We start from the raw sequence: 16,470 nt of genomic DNA, 5'->3' as shown, positions 1-16,470 counted from the left end.
TGACCCCAAGGTTGAATCGACCAACGGGCTCGGAAGGGCCAAAAAAGCTGTTATAAAGTTGCGCGCTAACTTATATGAGCCTTGCCTAATGCGTCCATTTTTCAAGACATGGCTAACCATTTGCCTTTTGATGCCACTGGCCGCCCACGCCACCAATCGTGAGCAACGTCTTCCTAACGTTAATGGTTACACCCAAAAATCCCATGTTTCTGCTCCTTCGAGCAAAAACAAACAGACCGTAAAACGCACTCATCAACTGAGCAGCAACAAAAGCGGCCTGGTTCCGCCAATGGCGACCAATGAAAGCAGCAACGTGCTGAGCCGCGCAGTCAACGTCCTCGGTACACCCTACCGTTGGGGCGGCAGCAGCCCAAGTAAAGGGTTCGACTGCAGTGGCCTGGTGAAATACGCGTTCAACGACGCCACGTTTGACCTGCCGCGCACTTCCAACGCCATGGCCAGCGGTCATGGGGAGAAAGTCGATCGCAAGGATCTGAAGCCTGGCGACCTGATTTTCTTCAACATCAAGAGCCGCCGGGTCAATCACGTTGCCATCTACCTGGGCAACGACCGCTTCATCCACGCACCACGTCGTGGCAAGTCGGTGAGCATCGACACGCTGAAAAAGCCCTACTGGGAAAGCCACTACGTGGTTGCCAAGCGGGTTATGCCGAAAGAGAAGAACACCCTACAGGTTGTTCAACGCTAACCTGATCGCTCCCACGCTCTGCGTGGGAATGCAGCCCGGGACGCTCCGCGTCCCAACAGCGGACGCAGAGCGTCCATTGAGGCATTCCCACGCAGAGCGTGGGAACGATCTACTCCCCCTTCAAAAACCATCCGGCGTGCGCGCCTTCTCCCGCGCATGCTCGCGGCTGATCAAGCCCTTGCTCACCAGCTCCTTCAGGCACATATCCAGCGTCTGCATCCCCAGGTTTCCCCCGGTCTGAATCGACGAATACATCTGCGCCACCTTGTCTTCGCGAATCAGGTTACGGATCGCTGACGTGCCGAGCATGATTTCGTGGGCCGCGATCCGCCCGCCGCCAATCTTCTTGACCAACGCCTGCGATACCACCGCCAGTAACGACTCGGACAGCATCGAACGAACCATCGACTTCTCGTCCCCCGGAAACACATCCACCACCCGATCGATGGTTTTCGCCGCCGATGTCGTGTGCAGCGTGCCAAACACCAGGTGACCGGTTTCGGCGGCGGTCAACGCCAGGCGAATGGTCTCAAGATCGCGCATCTCCCCCACCAGAATCACGTCCGGGTCCTCCCGCAGGGCCGAGCGTAGAGCCGTGGCGAAGCTGCGTGTATCACGATGGACCTCACGCTGATTGATCAAGCATTTGCGCGATTCGTGGACGAACTCGATCGGGTCTTCAATGGTGAGAATGTGGTGATGGCGATGGCTGTTCAGGTGATCGATCATTGCCGCCAGGGTGGTGGATTTGCCGGAACCGGTCGGACCGGTCACCAGCACCAGCCCCCGCGGCGCTTCGGTAATCTTGCGAAACACTTCCCCCATACCGAGGTCGTCCATGCTCAGGACCTTGGACGGAATGGTCCGGAACACCGCGCCAGCACCACGGTTGTGGTTGAACGCGTTAACCCGAAAACGTGCCACGCCGGGCACATCAAAGGAGAAGTCGGTCTCCAGGTGCTTCTCGAAGTCCACCCGCTGGGTGTCGTTCATGATGTCGTAGATCAGCGCCTGCACCTGTTTGTGGTCCAGGGCTGGCAGGTTGATGCGCCGCACATCGCCGTCGACCCGAATCATCGGGGGCAGGCCGGCAGACAGATGCAAGTCGGACGCGCCCTGTTTCGCGCTGAAAGCCAGCAGCTCAGTGATATCCATAGCGTTCCTCAATTCCAGTAGAATGCCGCGAACCTTCAGCCGCCGGCGCCTCTTGATGTCCACGATAGCAGACAACATTGCTCAGGTTAGTTCACGCATCCACGCCGCTGCCGTCGCCGCAAAACGCGACGAAGACAGCGTCCAGCTGCTGGCCGTGAGCAAGACCAAGCCCGCCGAAGCCCTGCGCGAAGCGTATGCCGCCGGCCTCCGCGACTTTGGCGAGAACTACCTGCAGGAAGCCCTGAGCAAACAGCTCGAATTGGCCGACCTGCCCTTGATCTGGCACTTCATCGGCCCCATTCAATCGAACAAGACTCGCGCTATCGCCGAGCACTTCGCCTGGGTGCATTCCGTGGATCGTTTGAAAATCGCACAACGCCTGTCCGAACAACGTCCTGCCGAGTTGCCCCCACTGAACATCTGCATCCAGGTCAACGTCAGCGGTGAAGCCAGCAAGTCCGGCTGCACCCCGGCCGACCTGCCGGCCCTGGCCAATGCCATCAGCGAACTGCCGCGCATCAAGCTGCGCGGGTTGATGGCAATCCCCGAGCCAACTGAAGACCGCGCCGCCCAGGATGCCGCTTTTGCCGCTGTGCAAAGCCTGCAAGCCAGCCTGAACCTGCCGCTCGACACACTTTCCATGGGCATGAGCCACGACCTCGAGTCCGCCATCGCCATGGGCGCCACCTGGGTCCGTATCGGTACAGCCCTGTTTGGCGCTCGCGGCTCTCAACAAATGCATGGCCAGCCTTGAAATATGGCTGACTCCTCTCTTTATAAGGACCTGACATGAGCAAGACTCGTATTGCCTTTATCGGTGCCGGCAACATGGCCGCCAGCCTGATCGGCGGCCTGCGCGCCAAAGGTCTGGATGCCGCGCAGATCCGCGCCAGCGATCCGGGCGCTGACACCCGCGCTCGGGTGAACGCTGAACACGGTATCGAGGTGTTCGCCGACAACGCCGACGCCATCCAGGGCGCCGACGTCGTGGTACTGGCGGTCAAACCTCAAGCGATGAAAGCCGTCTGCGAAGCGCTTCGCCCAAGCCTCAAGCCGAATCAACTGGTGGTCTCGATTGCAGCCGGCATCACCTGCGCCAGCATGAACAACTGGCTCGGCGCCCAACCGATCGTGCGCTGCATGCCCAACACCCCGGCGCTGCTGCGTCAGGGCGTGAGTGGTTTGTTCGCCACGGCTGAAGTGAACACCGAGCAACGCAAACAGGCGCAAGAACTGCTGTCCGCCGTCGGCATCGCACTGTGGCTGGATGAAGAACAACAACTGGACGCGGTCACCGCCGTTTCCGGTTCGGGCCCTGCGTACTTCTTCCTGCTGATCGAAGCCATGACCGCCGCCGGCGTGAAGCTCGGCCTGCCAGCAGACATCGCTGCACAACTGACCCTGCAAACCGCCTTGGGCGCTGCTCACATGGCCGTGGCCAGTGACGTCGACGCTGCGGAACTGCGTCGCCGCGTGACGTCGCCTGCGGGCACGACGGAAGCGGCGATCAAGTCGTTCCAGGCCGGCGGCTTTGAAGCCCTGGTAGAAAAAGCACTCGGCGCCGCTGCGCACCGCTCGGCCGAGATGGCCGAACAATTGGGTCAATAAGGAGCCTTACATGATTGGATTGAACACTGCAGCGGTCTACGTGCTGCAAACCCTCGGCAGCCTGTACCTGCTGATCGTGCTGCTGCGCTTCGTGCTGCAACTGGTACGCGCAAACTTCTACAACCCGCTCTGCCAGTTCGCCGTGAAGGCCACTCAGCCGCTGCTCAAGCCATTGCGCCGGATCATCCCGAGCATGTTCGGCCTGGACATGTCCTCGCTGGTACTGGCGATCCTCGTGCAACTGGCGTTGATGGCCCTGACCTTGCTGCTGACTTACGGCACCACCGGTAACCCGCTGCAATTGCTGATCTGGTCGCTGATTGGCGTGACCGCGCTGTTCCTGAAGATTTTCTTCTTTGCCCTGATCATCAGCGTGATCCTGTCGTGGGTCGCACCGGGCAGCCATAACCCTGGCGCCGAGCTGGTGAACCAGATCTGCGAACCAGCCCTGGCGCCGTTCCGCAAGATTCTGCCCAACCTTGGCGGCCTGGATATCTCGCCGATTCTGGCGTTCATGGTGCTCAAGCTGATCGACATGCTGGTGATCAACAACCTCGCCGCCATGACGATGATGCCGGAAATCCTGCGTCTGCTGATCTGACCCGGTGAGCTACTTTCGCTGGGACGGTGACGACCTGATTCTGGAATGTCACCTGCAACCGGCGGCCCGCAGCGATGATTTCTGCGGGCTGCATGGGGATCGATTGAAGATTCGCCTGACGGCGCCGCCGGTTGAAGGCAAGGCCAATGCGTATTTGATGGCGTTTCTGGCCAAGGCGTTTGGGGTTTCCAAGAGCCAGGTGAGTTTGATTAGCGGGGAGTTGAACCGGCAGAAACGGGTGCGGATCTGTTCGCCGAAGAAGCTGCCGGATTTGCCGGATCTCACCCCACCGTGATCGTTCCCACGCGCAGCAAAGGAATGCAGCCCGGGACGCTCCGCGTCCCAACCGAAGCGGACGCAGAGCGTCCATTGAGGCATTCCCACGCAGAGCGTGGGAACGATCGTTAGCGGCGGGGAAGTTAGCTTGCTGCTAGGGGCAGCGGTCTTTAGACTTACGCCTCATTTCAACGAGAGCAGGGTCGATGCCAGCTGCCTTCCCCCCCGATTCTGTTGGTCTGGTGACGCCGCAAGTGGCGCACTTCAGCGAACCCCTGGCCCTGGCCTGCGGCCGTTCGCTCCCAGCTTATGACCTGATCTACGAAACCTACGGCACGCTGAATGCCGCGGCGAGCAACGCCGTGCTGATCTGCCACGCCTTGTCCGGTCATCATCACGCTGCCGGCTTCCACAGCCCCAACGACCGCAAACCCGGTTGGTGGGATAGCTGCATCGGCCCCGGCAAGCCAATCGACACCAACAAATTCTTCGTGGTCAGCCTGAACAACCTCGGCGGCTGCAACGGCTCCACCGGCCCGAGCAGCATCAATCCGGAAACCGGCAAGCCGTTTGGCGCCGACTTCCCGGTGTTGACCGTGGAAGACTGGGTGCACAGCCAGGCACGCCTGGCAGACCTGCTCGGCATCAGCCAATGGGCCGCCGTGATTGGCGGCAGTCTCGGTGGCATGCAGGCGATGCAGTGGAGCATCACCTACCCCGATCGCATTCGCCACTGCCTGGCCATCGCCTCGGCCCCCAAGCTGTCGGCGCAGAACATCGCGTTCAACGAAGTCGCGCGCCAGGCGATCCTCACTGACCCCGAGTTCCACGGCGGTTCGTTCCAGGAAGCGGGCGTGATCCCCAAGCGTGGCTTGATGCTGGCGCGGATGGTCGGGCACATCACCTACCTGTCCGACGACTCTATGGGCGAGAAATTCGGTCGTGGCCTCAAGAGCGAAAAGCTCAACTACGACTTCCACAGCGTCGAATTCCAGGTCGAAAGCTATTTGCGTTATCAGGGCGAAGAGTTCTCCGGACGCTTCGACGCCAACACGTACCTGCTGATGACCAAGGCGCTGGATTACTTCGACCCGGCAGCGAATTTCGACGATGACCTGGCGAAAACCTTCGCCAATGCCCAGGCCAAGTTCTGCGTGATGTCTTTCACCACCGACTGGCGCTTCTCCCCTGCCCGCTCGCGGGAACTGGTGGACGCGCTGATGGCGGCCAAGAAAGACGTCTGCTACCTCGAGATTGACGCTCCGCAAGGCCACGACGCCTTCCTGATTCCGATCCCGCGCTACCTGCAGGCGTTCAGCAACTACATGAACCGAATTACGTTGTGAGAAAGCCATGAGAGCTGATCTGGAAATCATCCAGGAATGGATTCCCGCCGGTAGCCGCGTACTCGACCTCGGCTGCGGCGATGGCGAATTGCTGACCTGGCTGCGCGACAACAAGCAAGTCACCGGCTATGGCCTGGAAAACGACCCGGACAACATCGCCGAGTGCGTGGCCAAGGGCATCAACGTCATCGAGCAGGACCTGGACAAGGGCCTGGGCAACTTTGCCAGCAACAGCTTCGACGTCGTGGTCATGACCCAGGCGCTGCAAGCCGTGCACTACCCGGACAGAATCCTCGACGAAATGCTGCGCGTCGGCCGCCAGTGCATCATCACCTTCCCCAACTTCGGTCACTGGCGCTGCCGCTGGTACCTGGCGAGCAAGGGCCGGATGCCGGTGTCCGATTTTCTGCCGTACACCTGGTACAACACACCGAACATCCACTTCTGCACCTTCGAAGACTTTGAAGCGTTGTGTCGCGAACGTGAAGCCAAGGTCATTGATCGGCTTGCCGTGGATCAACAGCACCGTCACGGGTGGGCCAGTAAGCTATGGCCTAATCTATTAGGTGAAATCGGTATTTACCGCGTCAGCAGCCCCGGGCTGCAAGACCACAAGGTCGCGGTCTGAGTCACGACACTTCGAGGAGAATGAACATGGGTCGTCTAGCGCTGTTTGTACTTACTGCCTGCCTGAGCGTCACCGCCATGGCCGCCGACGTCATCAAAGGCGAGCGTCAGGAAACTTTTGGCGACGTGACGGTGCACTACAACACCTTCAACTCCACTTTCCTGACACCCGACATCGCCAAAGCGGCCGGGCTGACGCGAAGCAAGAACCAGGGTGTGATCAACGTCTCCGTGCTCAAGGATGGCAAGCCTCTGACCGCTGAAGTCAACGGTACGGTCAAAGACCTCACCAGCCAAAGCGTCTCGTTGAATTTCAAACAGATCACCGAACAGGGCGCTATCTACTACATCGCGCAATATCCGGTCGACCAGCAGGAAACCCGTACCTTCCAGATCAACGTGAAGAACGGCGATAAAATCAACACCATCAATTTCAACCAAGAGCTCTTCCCCGGCGAATGATCAACTTCACGCAACTCGTACTGGCCAGCCACAACGCCGGCAAACTCAAGGAACTTCAGGCCATGCTCGGCGAATCGGTGCAACTGCGCTCGATCGGCGAGTTCAGCAGCGTCGAACCTGAAGAAACCGGCCTCTCGTTCGTCGAAAACGCCATCGTCAAGGCCCGCAATGCCGCGCGCATCTCCGGCCTGCCAGCACTGGCAGACGATTCGGGGTTGGCAGTGGATTTCCTCGGCGGTGCGCCGGGTATCTACTCGGCTCGTTACGCCGATGGTCAGGGCGATGCGGCGAACAACGCCAAACTGCTCGACGTATTGAAGGACGTGCCGCAAGCCGAGCGCGGTGCACAGTTCGTCTGTGTGCTGGCGCTGGTGCGTCACGCCGATGATCCGTTGCCGATTATCTGTGAAGGCCTGTGGCACGGACGAATCCTGCCAGCAGCCAGCGGCGAACACGGTTTTGGTTACGATCCGCTGTTCTGGGTGCCGGAGCGCGATTGCTCCAGCGCCGAGTTGAGCCCGAGCGACAAGAACCTCATCAGCCACCGCGCCCGTGCAATGGATCTGCTGCGCCAGCGTCTGGGCCTGAAATGATCCACGACTCATCCGCGTCGCCGCTGATCTTCGGCGGTGCCGCCCAATCGCCTCGGGCCGCGCTACCCGTGCTGCCGCCCCTGGCGTTGTACATCCACATCCCGTGGTGTGTGCGCAAATGCCCTTATTGCGACTTCAATTCCCACACCGCCAGCCCGGTGCTGCCGGAAGAAGAATATGTGGACGCGTTGCTGGCCGACCTCGATCAGGACCTGCATGCGGTCTATGGTCGTGAGCTGAGTTCGATCTTCTTTGGCGGCGGCACGCCGAGCCTGTTCAGCGCTGAAGCCCTGGGCCGTTTGCTCAAAGGCGTCGAGCAGCGCATTCCGTTTGCCAGCGACATCGAAATCACGCTGGAAGCTAATCCCGGGACGTTCGAACAAGAGAAGTTCGTCGCCTACCGCGCGCTGGGCATCAATCGCCTGTCGATCGGCATCCAGAGCTTTCAGGAAGAGAAACTCAAGGCGTTGGGGCGGATTCACAACGGTGACGAAGCGGTACGTGCCGCCGGCATGGCCCGTCAGGCCGGGTTCGACAACTTCAATCTGGACCTGATGCACGGTTTGCCCGATCAGTCCCTGGACGACGCCCTGAGCGACCTGCGTCAGGCCATTGCCCTGAAGCCGACCCACTTGTCCTGGTATCAACTGACCCTGGAACCCAACACGGTGTTCTGGAACCAGCCGCCGACGCTGCCGGAAGACGACACGCTGTGGGACATTCAGGAGGCCGGCCAGGCGCTGTTGGCCGAGCACGGTTACGCGCAATACGAAGTCTCGGCGTATGCCCAACCCGGCCGTCCGGCGCGGCATAATCTCAATTACTGGAGTTTCGGCGACTTCATCGGCATCGGCGCCGGGGCTCACGGCAAGCTCAGCCACCCGGACGGGCGCATCGTTCGTACCTGGAAGACCCGCTTGCCGAAGGACTACCTCAACCCGGCCAAAAGCTTCAAGGCCGGGGAAAAAGCCCTGACCAATGAAGAACTGCCGTTCGAGTTTCTGATGAACGCCTTGCGCCTGACCGAGGGCGTGGAATCGCGACTGTATCCGGAGCGCACCGGGCTGAGCCTGGAAAGCCTCGCCGAAGTCCGTCACGAAGCCGAACAAAGTGGCTTGTTGCAGGTCGAACCGTCACGTCTGGCGGCCACCGAGCGCGGACAACTCTTCCTCAATGACTTGCTGCAGACATTTTTGAGCTGATTTCAGCCTTAAGGGAAAACGAATGGATTTGATACTCGACCTGCTCGCCACCGCGTCCCGCTGGAGCCGTAGCAACCTGTCTGAAATCGCTCTGGCACTGGTGGGTTGTCTGCTGGTGTTGTTTGGCGCGGATATCAAAGGCTGGGTCGACGCACGTCTGGGCAGCATCGCCGGCGCCTTGCGCGTCCCGCTGATGGCCCTGTTGTGCATGGTCGGCAGCGGCGTCGCGCTGATCTACGCCACGCCGTGGATCATCAAAGGCCTGAGCCAGTTCAACAACTACAGCCTGGCGCCGGTGTTGTTGGTGGTGCTGGTGTTGATCGGCGTCGTCGCAGACCGCCGCTGACTTCAGCTACAACCGAAAACAACTGTGGGAGCGAGCCTGCTCGCGAAGGCGTCATAACATTCAACATCATCGTTGAATGTCAGACCGCTTTCGCGAGCAGGCTCGCTCCCACAGTTGGTAGTGCGTAGGGTTTAGGACTGTTTTTCGAACTTCAAATCCCACACGCCATGCCCAAGACGTTCGCCGCGGCGTTCGAACTTGGTGATCGGGCGCTCGGCCGGGCGCGGGACGCATTTGCCGTCTTCGGCCAGGTTGCGATAACCCGGCGCAACGTTCATCACTTCCAGCATGTACTCGGCGTACGGTTCCCAGTCGGTGGCCATGTGCAGCACTCCGCCGACCTTCAACTTGCTGCGCACCAGTTCAGCGAACGACGCCTGAACGATGCGACGCTTGTGGTGGCGACTCTTGTGCCACGGGTCCGGGAAAAACAGCATCAGGCGATCGAGGCTGTTGTCGGCCACACAGCGGTTGAGCACTTCGATCGCGTCGCAATCGTAGACCCGCAGGTTGGTCAGGCCCTGAGTGAGCACGCCATTGAGCAGCGCGCCAACACCCGGACGGTGCACTTCAACGCCGATGAAATCCTGCTCTGGCGAGGCCGCGGCCATTTCCAGCAGCGAATGGCCCATGCCAAAACCGATTTCCAGCGAGCGCGGCGCCGAGCGACCAAACACCTGATCGAAGTCCACCGGCGCGTCGGCCAGCGGCAGCACGAACAGCGGCGTGCCCTGTTCCAGACCGCGTTGCTGGCCTTCGGTCATGCGCCCGGCGCGCATCACGAAACTCTTGATGCGACGGTGTTGGCGCTCGTCGCCTTCTTCCGGCTGGATAGGCGTGTCGTTTGATTCAGTCATCAATGGCTCTTACTTGATCAGACCATCCAGCGGCGAGGAGGCGCTGGCATAGAGTTTTTTCGGCATGCGGCCGGCGAGGTAGGCCAAGCGACCTGCAACGATGGCGTGTTTCATGGCTTCAGCCATCATGATCGGCTGCTGGGCATGGGCGATGGCCGAGTTCATCAGCACCGCTTCGCAACCCAGTTCCATGGCGATGGTAGCGTCGGAAGCGGTACCGACACCGGCATCCACCAGCACAGGAATCTTGGCTTCTTCGAGGATGATCTGCAGGTTGTACGGGTTGCAGATCCCCAGGCCCGTGCCGATCAGACCAGCCAGCGGCATCACCGCGATAACGCCGATTTCCGCCAATTGACGGGCGATGATCGGGTCATCGCTGGTGTAAACCATCACGTCGAAGCCTTCCTTGACCAGCACTTCGGCGGCCTTGAGGGTTTCGATCACGTTAGGGAACAGGGTTTTCTGGTCCGCCAACACTTCCAGCTTCACCAGGTTGTGGCCACCAAGCAGCTCACGGGCCAGGCGGCAGGTGCGCACAGCCTCGGTAGCGTCGAAGCAACCGGCGGTGTTAGGCAGGAAGGTGTAGCGATCCGGCGACAGGACTTCGAGCAGGTTCGGTTCGCCCGGGTTCTGGCCGAGGTTGGTGCGGCGCACGGCGAAGGTGACGATCTCGGCACCCGAGGCTTCGATGGCCAGGCGGGTTTCTTCCATGTCGCGGTACTTGCCGGTGCCTACCAGCAAACGTGACTGGTAAGTACGACCGGCCAGGACGAAGGGCTTGTCGCTACGAACGATGCTCATGGGAAATCCTCTGTTGGGGTGAGGTTCTTGCAGAATTCTGTGCCCTTAAGGGCCGGGCGACTAGCCGCCGCCGATAGCGTGAACCACTTCGACGGAATCGCCGTCGTTTAGCGTGGTTTCTGCGTGCTGGCTGCGCGGGACGATATCCAGATTGAGTTCGACCGCCACCCGGCGCCCGGTCAGTTCCAGACGGGTCAGCAGTGCCGCAACGGTTTCACCGTCGGGCAGTTCAAGGGATTCGCCGTTCAACTGAATGCGCATACCGAATGCCGCCATCATTTTTAGGGGCTGGCATTCTAGCCCGATCAGTCTTGGCGACCCAAGCCATTCGTCATGAAATGGACTGCTCGGTCAGCTCAACCGCCAGGCGGCAAGCCCCAGGCACAACCAGCCGACCAGAAATGCCAGCCCGCCGAAGGGGGTGATGATCCCTAGCTTGCTGACGCCGGTCACGGTCAACAGGTACAGACTGCCGGAAAACAACAGTATGCCAATGACAAACGATGCACCCGCCCAGGTGATCAGGCGCCCGGGAATCTGCGTGGCCAACAGTGCAACGCCCAGCAACGCTAAGGTGTGCACCAATTGGTAGGTCACGCCGGTGTGGAAAATCGTCAGGTACTCGGGGGTCAGGCGGCTTTTCAAACCATGGGCGGCAAACGCGCCAAGGGCAACGCCGGTGAAGCCGAAAAAAGCGGCCAGCATCAGAAAGCCACGCAGCATGAAGAACTCCAGTCAGACTCGATCCACAGGGTCTGTATAATGGCCCGCTCAACGGGTTCGGCCAAGCCATCTCTATGCTGCGTTTATTTTTACGACGATTCATGAAGGCCCTGCTCTGGTTCGCGGGTGGCAGCGTATTGCTGGTGCTGATCTTTCGCGTGGTACCGCCACCGGGAACCGCGTTGATGGTCGAGCGCAAGGTCGAATCCTGGTTCGACGGCGAGCCCATCGACCTGCAACGCACCTGGAAACCCTGGGATGAAATTTCCGATGACCTGAAAGTCGCAGTGATTGCCGGCGAAGATCAGAAATTCCCGGAGCATTGGGGCTTTGACTTTGGCGCGATCCAGGCCGCACTGGCCCACAACGAACTCGGCGGAACGGTTCGCGGCGCCAGCACCCTGAGCCAGCAGGTCTCGAAGAATCTGTTTCTGTGGTCCGGCCGCAGCTGGCTGCGCAAAGGCCTGGAAGCCTGGTTTACCGGGCTGATCGAAGTGTTCTGGCCCAAGCAGCGAATTCTTGAGGTTTACCTCAACAGCGTTGAGTGGGATGACGGTGTGTTTGGCGCTGAAGCAGCAGCCAGGCATCACTTTGGCGTCGGCGCTCGTTCGCTGTCCCGGCAGCAGGCCAGTTTGCTGGCGGCGGTGCTACCTAACCCGCGGGTGTGGAGTGCCAGTCATCCAACCAGCTATGTCGCACGGCGGGCGGGATGGATTCGACAGCAGATGAGTCAGCTCGGTGGCGATAGCTACCTTGTAGGGATCAATGATTCACGCCGCGCGCCTTGGGCTCAATAACACTGCAAATCCCCTGTGTGGGCTTGCTCGCGAAAGCGATTGATCATTCATATTCATATCGACTGACCTGACGCCTTCGCGAGCAGGCTCGTTCCCACAGGGGCCGGCGCCAGACGAAAAAACGGACACAAACAAAAACGCCCCGATCAATGATCGGGGCGTTTTTTTATGCCTGAGCTGCGGTTAGGCGGCGATCGACAGCTTGAGCTTGTTCATCGCGCTCTTCTCGAGCTGACGAATACGCTCGGCCGACACGTTGTACTTCTGCGCCAGGTCATGCAGCGTGGCTTTTTCTTCTGCCAGCCAGCGCTGGTAGAGGATGTCACGGCTGCGGTCGTCCAGCACTTCAAGCGCTTCGTGCAGGTTGTGATTGGAGTTGTCGCTCCAGTCGGCATCTTCCAGCTGACGGGCCGGGTCGTACCGGTGGTCTTCCAGATAGTTGGCCGGCGATTGGAAAGCACTGTCGTCGTCCGCTTCCGCGGCCGGGTCGAAGGCCATGTCATGGCCGGTCAGGCGACTTTCCATCTCACGCACTTCCCGAGGCTCTACACCGAGGCTTTCCGCCACACGGTGAACTTCCTCGTTGTTCAGCCACGCCAGACGCTTCTTCTGGCTGCGCAGGTTGAAGAACAGCTTGCGCTGGGCCTTGGTGGTCGCGACTTTCACAATGCGCCAGTTGCGCAGGATGAACTCGTGGATTTCCGCCTTGATCCAGTGCACAGCGAACGAAACCAGACGCACACCCATTTCCGGGTTGAAGCGCTTCACAGCCTTCATCAGGCCGACGTTGCCTTCCTGGATCAGGTCAGCCTGAGCCAGACCGTAGCCGGAATAGCTACGGGCGATATGTACAACAAAACGCAGGTGAGCGAGCACCATCTGCCGAGCCGCCCCCAAATCCTGCTCATAATAGAGACTCTCGGCCAGTTCGCGCTCCTGCTCCGGCGTCAGCAATGGAATGCTGTTCACCGTGTGCACATAGGCCTCCAGGTTTGCACCCGGGACCAGAGCATATGCAGGTTGCAAAGAATTGGTCATACGAAAAAACCTCCGACTTACATAACTCGTGCAGTTCAGCACTGCGAAAATTGACCGGAAACCGAAAGACAAGTTCCCATAAACGCTGAAAGGTCAATACGAGCAAAATGATATTACTTAGGCGCAAGCTCCCTCAGGTGGCGTGCGACTGCAATCCATGCACCGATATACCCCAACAGCACCGCGCCAAGCAAGAGAGACAGACCGTCGGCAACTGGCACTCCGGCCAGCGCGAAATCACTGCCGTACAAACCGGCCAGCCCAACCACTGCGTCATTCAGCCAATCAAGGCCGAACGCCAATACGCCCCAGGAAAGAATCCCCGCACCGAAGCCATAAAGCGCACCCATGTACAGAAAGGGCCTGCGCACATAGCTGTCAGTGCCGCCGACGAGTTTAATCACTTCTATCTCTGTGCGGCGGTTTTCAATATGAAGACGAATGGTATTGCCTATCACCAAAAGTAATGCAGAAACCAGAAGCACGGTCAGACCGAAGACAAAACGGTCACCCAGCTTGAGGATGGCTGCCAGACGCTCGACCCAGACTAGATCAAGTTGCGCCTGTTGTACCTTGGGCAACTCGGAAAGTTTTTGTCGTAATGCTTCAAGGGCTGGCTTATCGACCTCGTTCGGCGTCACCAAAACCACGCCCGGCAGCGGGTTTTCCGGCAGTTCCTTGAGCGCCTCGCCCAGACCTGATTGCTGCTGGAACTCTTCCAGCGCCTGATCGCGGCCGACATATTCCGCATCAGCTACGCCAGGCATGCCTTTGATCTGCTCGCGCAACGACTCGCCTTCAGCAGGGCTGGCCTCGATTTGCAGGTACAGGGAAATCTGCGCCGCACGCTGCCAGGAACCGCCGAGACGCTCGACGTTACTTAGCAAAAGTGACAGGCCCATCGGCAAACTCAGGGCAACCGCCATCACCATGCAGGTGAAGAAGCTACCGATGGGCTGCTTGCCCAAACGACGCAAGCTATCGAGCAGGCTGGCGCGATGACTCTCGACCCAGGCACGAAACAGTGTGGCGAAATCCGGGCCGTCATCATCGTCGCGTTTTTTCTTCTGCGGTTGCTGATCGGCGGCCTTCGGGGCCACGCGCTCGGAAACCTTGGGGCTGCGTGTCGCACTCATACGCCGGCCTCCCCGTCACCGATCAATCGGCCGCGTTGCAGGGTCAGCATGCGGTGGCGCATGCGGGCGATCAGTGCCAGGTCGTGACTGGCAATCAGCACGCTGGTGCCCAAACGGTTGATGTCTTCGAACACGCCCATGATTTCTGCCGCCAGACGTGGATCGAGGTTACCGGTCGGTTCGTCCGCCAGCAGCAAGGCCGGGCGATGAACGATGGCGCGGGCGATGCCGACGCGCTGTTGCTGACCGGTGGACAGGTCGCCAGGGTACAAGTCGGTCTTGTCCGACAGCGCCACGCGCTCCAGCGCCGAATCCACACGCTTGGCGATCTCGGCCTTGGACAGCCCCAGGATCTGCAAGGGCAGCGCGATGTTGTTGAACACCGTGCGATCGAACAGCAGCTGGTGATTCTGGAACACCACGCCGATCTGGCGTCGCAGGTAAGGAATCTGTGCGTTGCTGATGGTGCTCAGGTCTTGCCCGGCCAGCAGCAATTTGCCGGTGGTCGGACGCTCCATCGCCAGCAGCAGGCGCAACAAGGTGCTTTTACCGGCACCAGAGTGGCCGGTCACAAACAAAAACTCGCCCCGACGGACTCGAAAGCTCAGCTCATGCAAGCCGACGTGACCGTTCGGGTAGCGCTTACCGACCTGTTCGAAACGAATCATGAACGCTCCCGCTCGGCAAACAATGCCTGGACAAAGGGTTCTGCTTCAAAAGTACGCAAATCATCGATGCCTTCACCGACGCCGATGTAGCGAATCGGCAAGCCAAACTGCTTGGCGAGGGCGAAAATCACCCCGCCTTTGGCGGTGCCATCGAGCTTGGTCAGCGCCAGGCCGGTCAGTTCGACGGTCTGGTTGAATTGTTTGGCCTGGCTGATTGCGTTCTGCCCCGTACCGGCATCGAGCACCAACAGCACCTCGTGAGGCGCGTCGGCATCGAGTTTGCTGATAACCCGGCGAACCTTCTTCAGCTCTTCCATCAAATTGTCTTTGGTGTGCAGGCGACCGGCGGTGTCGGCGATCAATACGTCGATGCCACGGGCCTTGGCCGCTTGCACGGCATCGAAGATAACCGAAGCCGAGTCCGCGCCGGTGTGCTGGGCGATGACCGGGATCTTGTTGCGCTCGCCCCAGACCTGCAATTGTTCGACGGCGGCGGCGCGGAAAGTATCGCCGGCCGCGAGCATGACTTTCTTGCCTTCGAGCTGCAGCTTCTTCGCCAGCTTACCGATGGTGGTGGTCTTGCCGGCACCATTGACGCCGACGACCAGGATGACGAACGGCTTGGTCTGCGAGGTGATTTTCAGCGGTTGCTCGACGGGCTTGAGCATGGCCGCCAGTTCCGCTTGCAGGGATTTGTACAGCGCATCGGCATCGGCCAATTCTTTACGGGCGACCTTCTGGGTCAGATGCTTAATGATCACCGACGTCGCCTCGACGCCAACGTCGGCGGTCAGCAGGCGGGTTTCGATGTCTTCGAGCAGCTCGTCATCGATGATCTTCTTGCCTAGGAACAGGCTGGCCATGCCTTCGCCGATGCTGGCGCTGGTCTTGGACAAGCCCTGTTTCAGGCGGGCGAAGAAACCGGCTTTGGTTTCTTCGGTACGCGCAGGCTCGGCAGGCGCTTCGACGGGAACGACGGGGGCGGCGGCAACGGGAGCGACGACCGGTGCCGGCGCTTGAACAACCGGGGCAACCGGGGCAACGAATGCGGGCACCACAGGCTCTGGAACAACCGGCTCAGGCTCGGCTACCACAACTGGCACGACAACTGGCTCAACCACTGCTGGCTGAACGGGCTCAGGAGCAAATGCAGTCGGTGCCGGAATCGGCGGCGTTACGTGGGGCGCCAGCTCGTCTTCGACCAATGCCACCGGCTCTTCCGCCACGGGCAACGTCAGCCATGGCTCGGCAACGGGCGTGAGCGGCACCTGGGCCACGACTTCGGCGACAACATCAGGCTCAGGCTCGGTGACCGGTTGCAGCACCCGCTCGGCGATCGGCAAGACAATCGGCGCAAGCTCTTCTTCTATTACCGGCGCAGGCGTGGGCTCAGAAAGTGGCTGTGGCTGTTCGACGACGGGTTCCTGCGGCTTTTTGCGCAGCCATCCGAACAGGCTTTTCTTCTCACCAGCCGCAGCTGGGGCTTTCTTGTCGTCGTTGGAACCAAACATGGAGGACGGCT

General features: G+C 60.1%; 21 protein-coding genes. 12 read left to right on the top strand and 9 right to left on the bottom strand.

The features are described from left to right. The first annotated feature begins 88 nt into the window (after positions 1–88). Positions 89–709, top strand: coding sequence for a C40 family peptidase (locus tag JFU47_RS19200; protein WP_201184910.1), 621 nt, complete (start codon positions 89–91; stop codon positions 707–709). A 120-nt stretch (positions 710–829) separates the two neighbouring features. Here JFU47_RS19200 and JFU47_RS19195 read toward each other — a convergent pair whose 3' ends face one another. Beyond that, positions 830–1,864, bottom strand: a complete 1,035-nt coding sequence (locus JFU47_RS19195) for a type IV pilus twitching motility protein PilT (protein WP_140675044.1) — start codon at positions 1,862–1,864, stop codon at positions 830–832. 55 nt (positions 1,865–1,919) lie between these two features. Between JFU47_RS19195 and JFU47_RS19190 the strand changes: the two genes are divergently transcribed. The 10 genes from JFU47_RS19190 to JFU47_RS19145 all read left to right on the top strand — a co-directional run bounded on the left by JFU47_RS19190 (position 1,920) and on the right by JFU47_RS19145 (position 8,925). After that, positions 1,920–2,618: a YggS family pyridoxal phosphate-dependent enzyme gene (locus JFU47_RS19190; RefSeq protein WP_201184908.1), complete on the top strand. Its 699-nt coding sequence runs from the start codon at positions 1,920–1,922 to the stop codon at positions 2,616–2,618. A gap of 35 nt (positions 2,619–2,653) precedes the next feature. Then, positions 2,654–3,472, top strand: coding sequence for a pyrroline-5-carboxylate reductase (gene proC, locus JFU47_RS19185; protein WP_201184906.1), 819 nt, complete (start codon positions 2,654–2,656; stop codon positions 3,470–3,472). Positions 3,473–3,482: 10 nt separating this feature from the next. Then, positions 3,483–4,073 (top strand): YggT family protein, encoded by a 591-nt coding sequence (locus JFU47_RS19180; RefSeq protein ID WP_017341276.1) that lies wholly within the window; start codon positions 3,483–3,485, stop codon positions 4,071–4,073. 4 nt (positions 4,074–4,077) lie between these two features. Then, the gene (locus JFU47_RS19175; protein ID WP_201184903.1) at positions 4,078–4,368 is read left to right on the top strand and encodes a DUF167 family protein; all 291 of its coding nucleotides are present in this window, start codon (positions 4,078–4,080) and stop codon (positions 4,366–4,368) included. Between the two features lie 187 nt (positions 4,369–4,555). After that, a complete protein-coding gene (gene metX, locus JFU47_RS19170; protein ID WP_201184902.1) occupies positions 4,556–5,695 on the top strand; it encodes a homoserine O-succinyltransferase MetX in 1,140 nt (379 codons plus the stop codon). Positions 5,696–5,702: 7 nt separating this feature from the next. After that, complete coding sequence (metW, locus tag JFU47_RS19165) at positions 5,703–6,323, top strand: methionine biosynthesis protein MetW (protein WP_123368496.1); 621 nt, start codon at positions 5,703–5,705, stop codon at positions 6,321–6,323. A 26-nt stretch (positions 6,324–6,349) separates the two neighbouring features. Beyond that, positions 6,350–6,784, top strand: a complete 435-nt coding sequence (locus JFU47_RS19160) for a DUF4426 domain-containing protein (protein ID WP_140675059.1) — start codon at positions 6,350–6,352, stop codon at positions 6,782–6,784. Beyond that, positions 6,781–7,377 carry an RdgB/HAM1 family non-canonical purine NTP pyrophosphatase gene (rdgB, locus tag JFU47_RS19155; protein ID WP_201184899.1) on the top strand — a complete coding sequence of 199 codons (597 nt, stop codon included), beginning with the start codon at positions 6,781–6,783 and terminating at the stop codon, positions 7,375–7,377. Before JFU47_RS19160 ends, rdgB begins: the two co-directional genes overlap by 4 nt. Then, positions 7,374–8,579, top strand: coding sequence for a radical SAM family heme chaperone HemW (gene hemW, locus JFU47_RS19150; RefSeq protein WP_140675065.1), 1,206 nt, complete (start codon positions 7,374–7,376; stop codon positions 8,577–8,579). Before rdgB ends, hemW begins: the two co-directional genes overlap by 4 nt. 22 nt (positions 8,580–8,601) lie before the next feature. After that, the gene (locus JFU47_RS19145; RefSeq protein WP_033060485.1) at positions 8,602–8,925 is read left to right on the top strand and encodes a DUF3392 domain-containing protein; all 324 of its coding nucleotides are present in this window, start codon (positions 8,602–8,604) and stop codon (positions 8,923–8,925) included. A gap of 131 nt (positions 8,926–9,056) precedes the next feature. On the opposite strand, the gene trmB is transcribed toward JFU47_RS19145, so the two are convergent. The 4 genes from trmB to JFU47_RS19125 form a co-directional block, all read right to left on the bottom strand. After that, positions 9,057–9,782 (bottom strand): tRNA (guanosine(46)-N7)-methyltransferase TrmB, encoded by a 726-nt coding sequence (gene trmB, locus JFU47_RS19140; protein ID WP_140893705.1) that lies wholly within the window; start codon positions 9,780–9,782, stop codon positions 9,057–9,059. A 9-nt stretch (positions 9,783–9,791) separates the two neighbouring features. Then, entirely contained in the window at positions 9,792–10,586 is a 795-nt protein-coding gene (locus JFU47_RS19135; protein ID WP_008068101.1) for a thiazole synthase, read from the bottom strand. A 60-nt stretch (positions 10,587–10,646) separates the two neighbouring features. Further along, positions 10,647–10,847: a sulfur carrier protein ThiS gene (gene thiS / locus JFU47_RS19130; protein ID WP_007897898.1), complete on the bottom strand. Its 201-nt coding sequence runs from the start codon at positions 10,845–10,847 to the stop codon at positions 10,647–10,649. A 90-nt stretch (positions 10,848–10,937) separates the two neighbouring features. After that, the gene (locus JFU47_RS19125; RefSeq protein WP_201184897.1) at positions 10,938–11,309 is read right to left on the bottom strand and encodes a DUF423 domain-containing protein; all 372 of its coding nucleotides are present in this window, start codon (positions 11,307–11,309) and stop codon (positions 10,938–10,940) included. Positions 11,310–11,383: 74 nt separating this feature from the next. Here JFU47_RS19125 and mtgA point away from each other — a divergent pair, with 74 nt between their 5' ends. After that, complete coding sequence (gene mtgA / locus JFU47_RS19120) at positions 11,384–12,106, top strand: monofunctional biosynthetic peptidoglycan transglycosylase (protein WP_201184895.1); 723 nt, start codon at positions 11,384–11,386, stop codon at positions 12,104–12,106. Between the two features lie 183 nt (positions 12,107–12,289). Here mtgA and rpoH read toward each other — a convergent pair whose 3' ends face one another. From rpoH to ftsY, 4 genes are all read right to left on the bottom strand, one after another. Continuing rightward, positions 12,290–13,144, bottom strand: coding sequence for an RNA polymerase sigma factor RpoH (rpoH, locus tag JFU47_RS19115; protein ID WP_007897890.1), 855 nt, complete (start codon positions 13,142–13,144; stop codon positions 12,290–12,292). 113 nt (positions 13,145–13,257) lie between these two features. Beyond that, a complete protein-coding gene (gene ftsX / locus JFU47_RS19110) occupies positions 13,258–14,280 on the bottom strand; it encodes a permease-like cell division protein FtsX (RefSeq protein WP_008152652.1) in 1,023 nt (340 codons plus the stop codon). After that, the gene (gene ftsE, locus JFU47_RS19105; RefSeq protein ID WP_008152655.1) at positions 14,277–14,948 is read right to left on the bottom strand and encodes a cell division ATP-binding protein FtsE; all 672 of its coding nucleotides are present in this window, start codon (positions 14,946–14,948) and stop codon (positions 14,277–14,279) included. Before ftsE ends, ftsX begins: the two co-directional genes overlap by 4 nt. Next, positions 14,945–16,459 carry a signal recognition particle-docking protein FtsY gene (gene ftsY / locus JFU47_RS19100; protein WP_201184893.1) on the bottom strand — a complete coding sequence of 505 codons (1,515 nt, stop codon included), beginning with the start codon at positions 16,457–16,459 and terminating at the stop codon, positions 14,945–14,947. Before ftsY ends, ftsE begins: the two co-directional genes overlap by 4 nt. Positions 16,460–16,470: the final 11 nt, after the last annotated feature.

It is taken from the genome of Pseudomonas sp. TH39(2020) (assembly GCF_016650715.1).
Taxonomy (GTDB): domain Bacteria; phylum Pseudomonadota; class Gammaproteobacteria; order Pseudomonadales; family Pseudomonadaceae; genus Aquipseudomonas; species Aquipseudomonas mandelii_C.
The sequence above is the reverse complement of the archived record's forward strand: the minus strand, read 5'-3'. Positions and strand labels throughout refer to the sequence as shown.

Excerpts from the sequence above, each read along its gene's own strand:
- rdgB (WP_201184899.1), top strand. The coding sequence starts at position 6,781 with ATGATCAACTTCACGCAACTCGTACTGGCCAGCCACAACGCCGGCAAA.
- mtgA (WP_201184895.1), top strand. The coding sequence starts at position 11,384 with ATGCTGCGTTTATTTTTACGACGATTCATGAAGGCCCTGCTCTGGTTC.
- JFU47_RS19180 (WP_017341276.1), top strand. The coding sequence starts at position 3,483 with ATGATTGGATTGAACACTGCAGCGGTCTACGTGCTGCAAACCCTCGGC.
- JFU47_RS19160 (WP_140675059.1), top strand. The coding sequence starts at position 6,350 with ATGGGTCGTCTAGCGCTGTTTGTACTTACTGCCTGCCTGAGCGTCACC.
- ftsY (WP_201184893.1), bottom strand. The coding sequence starts at position 16,459 with ATGTTTGGTTCCAACGACGACAAGAAAGCCCCAGCTGCGGCTGGTGAG.
- JFU47_RS19145 (WP_033060485.1), top strand. The coding sequence starts at position 8,602 with ATGGATTTGATACTCGACCTGCTCGCCACCGCGTCCCGCTGGAGCCGT.
- metX (WP_201184902.1), top strand. The coding sequence starts at position 4,556 with ATGCCAGCTGCCTTCCCCCCCGATTCTGTTGGTCTGGTGACGCCGCAA.
- proC (WP_201184906.1), top strand. The coding sequence starts at position 2,654 with ATGAGCAAGACTCGTATTGCCTTTATCGGTGCCGGCAACATGGCCGCC.
- hemW (WP_140675065.1), top strand. The coding sequence starts at position 7,374 with ATGATCCACGACTCATCCGCGTCGCCGCTGATCTTCGGCGGTGCCGCC.
- ftsX (WP_008152652.1), bottom strand. The coding sequence starts at position 14,280 with ATGAGTGCGACACGCAGCCCCAAGGTTTCCGAGCGCGTGGCCCCGAAG.
- JFU47_RS19200 (WP_201184910.1), top strand. The coding sequence starts at position 89 with ATGCGTCCATTTTTCAAGACATGGCTAACCATTTGCCTTTTGATGCCA.
- thiS (WP_007897898.1), bottom strand. The coding sequence starts at position 10,847 with ATGCGCATTCAGTTGAACGGCGAATCCCTTGAACTGCCCGACGGTGAA.
- JFU47_RS19125 (WP_201184897.1), bottom strand. The coding sequence starts at position 11,309 with ATGCTGCGTGGCTTTCTGATGCTGGCCGCTTTTTTCGGCTTCACCGGC.
- JFU47_RS19190 (WP_201184908.1), top strand. The coding sequence starts at position 1,920 with ATGTCCACGATAGCAGACAACATTGCTCAGGTTAGTTCACGCATCCAC.
- JFU47_RS19195 (WP_140675044.1), bottom strand. The coding sequence starts at position 1,864 with ATGGATATCACTGAGCTGCTGGCTTTCAGCGCGAAACAGGGCGCGTCC.
- metW (WP_123368496.1), top strand. The coding sequence starts at position 5,703 with ATGAGAGCTGATCTGGAAATCATCCAGGAATGGATTCCCGCCGGTAGC.
- trmB (WP_140893705.1), bottom strand. The coding sequence starts at position 9,782 with ATGACTGAATCAAACGACACGCCTATCCAGCCGGAAGAAGGCGACGAG.
- JFU47_RS19135 (WP_008068101.1), bottom strand. The coding sequence starts at position 10,586 with ATGAGCATCGTTCGTAGCGACAAGCCCTTCGTCCTGGCCGGTCGTACT.
- ftsE (WP_008152655.1), bottom strand. The coding sequence starts at position 14,948 with ATGATTCGTTTCGAACAGGTCGGTAAGCGCTACCCGAACGGTCACGTC.
- rpoH (WP_007897890.1), bottom strand. The coding sequence starts at position 13,144 with ATGACCAATTCTTTGCAACCTGCATATGCTCTGGTCCCGGGTGCAAAC.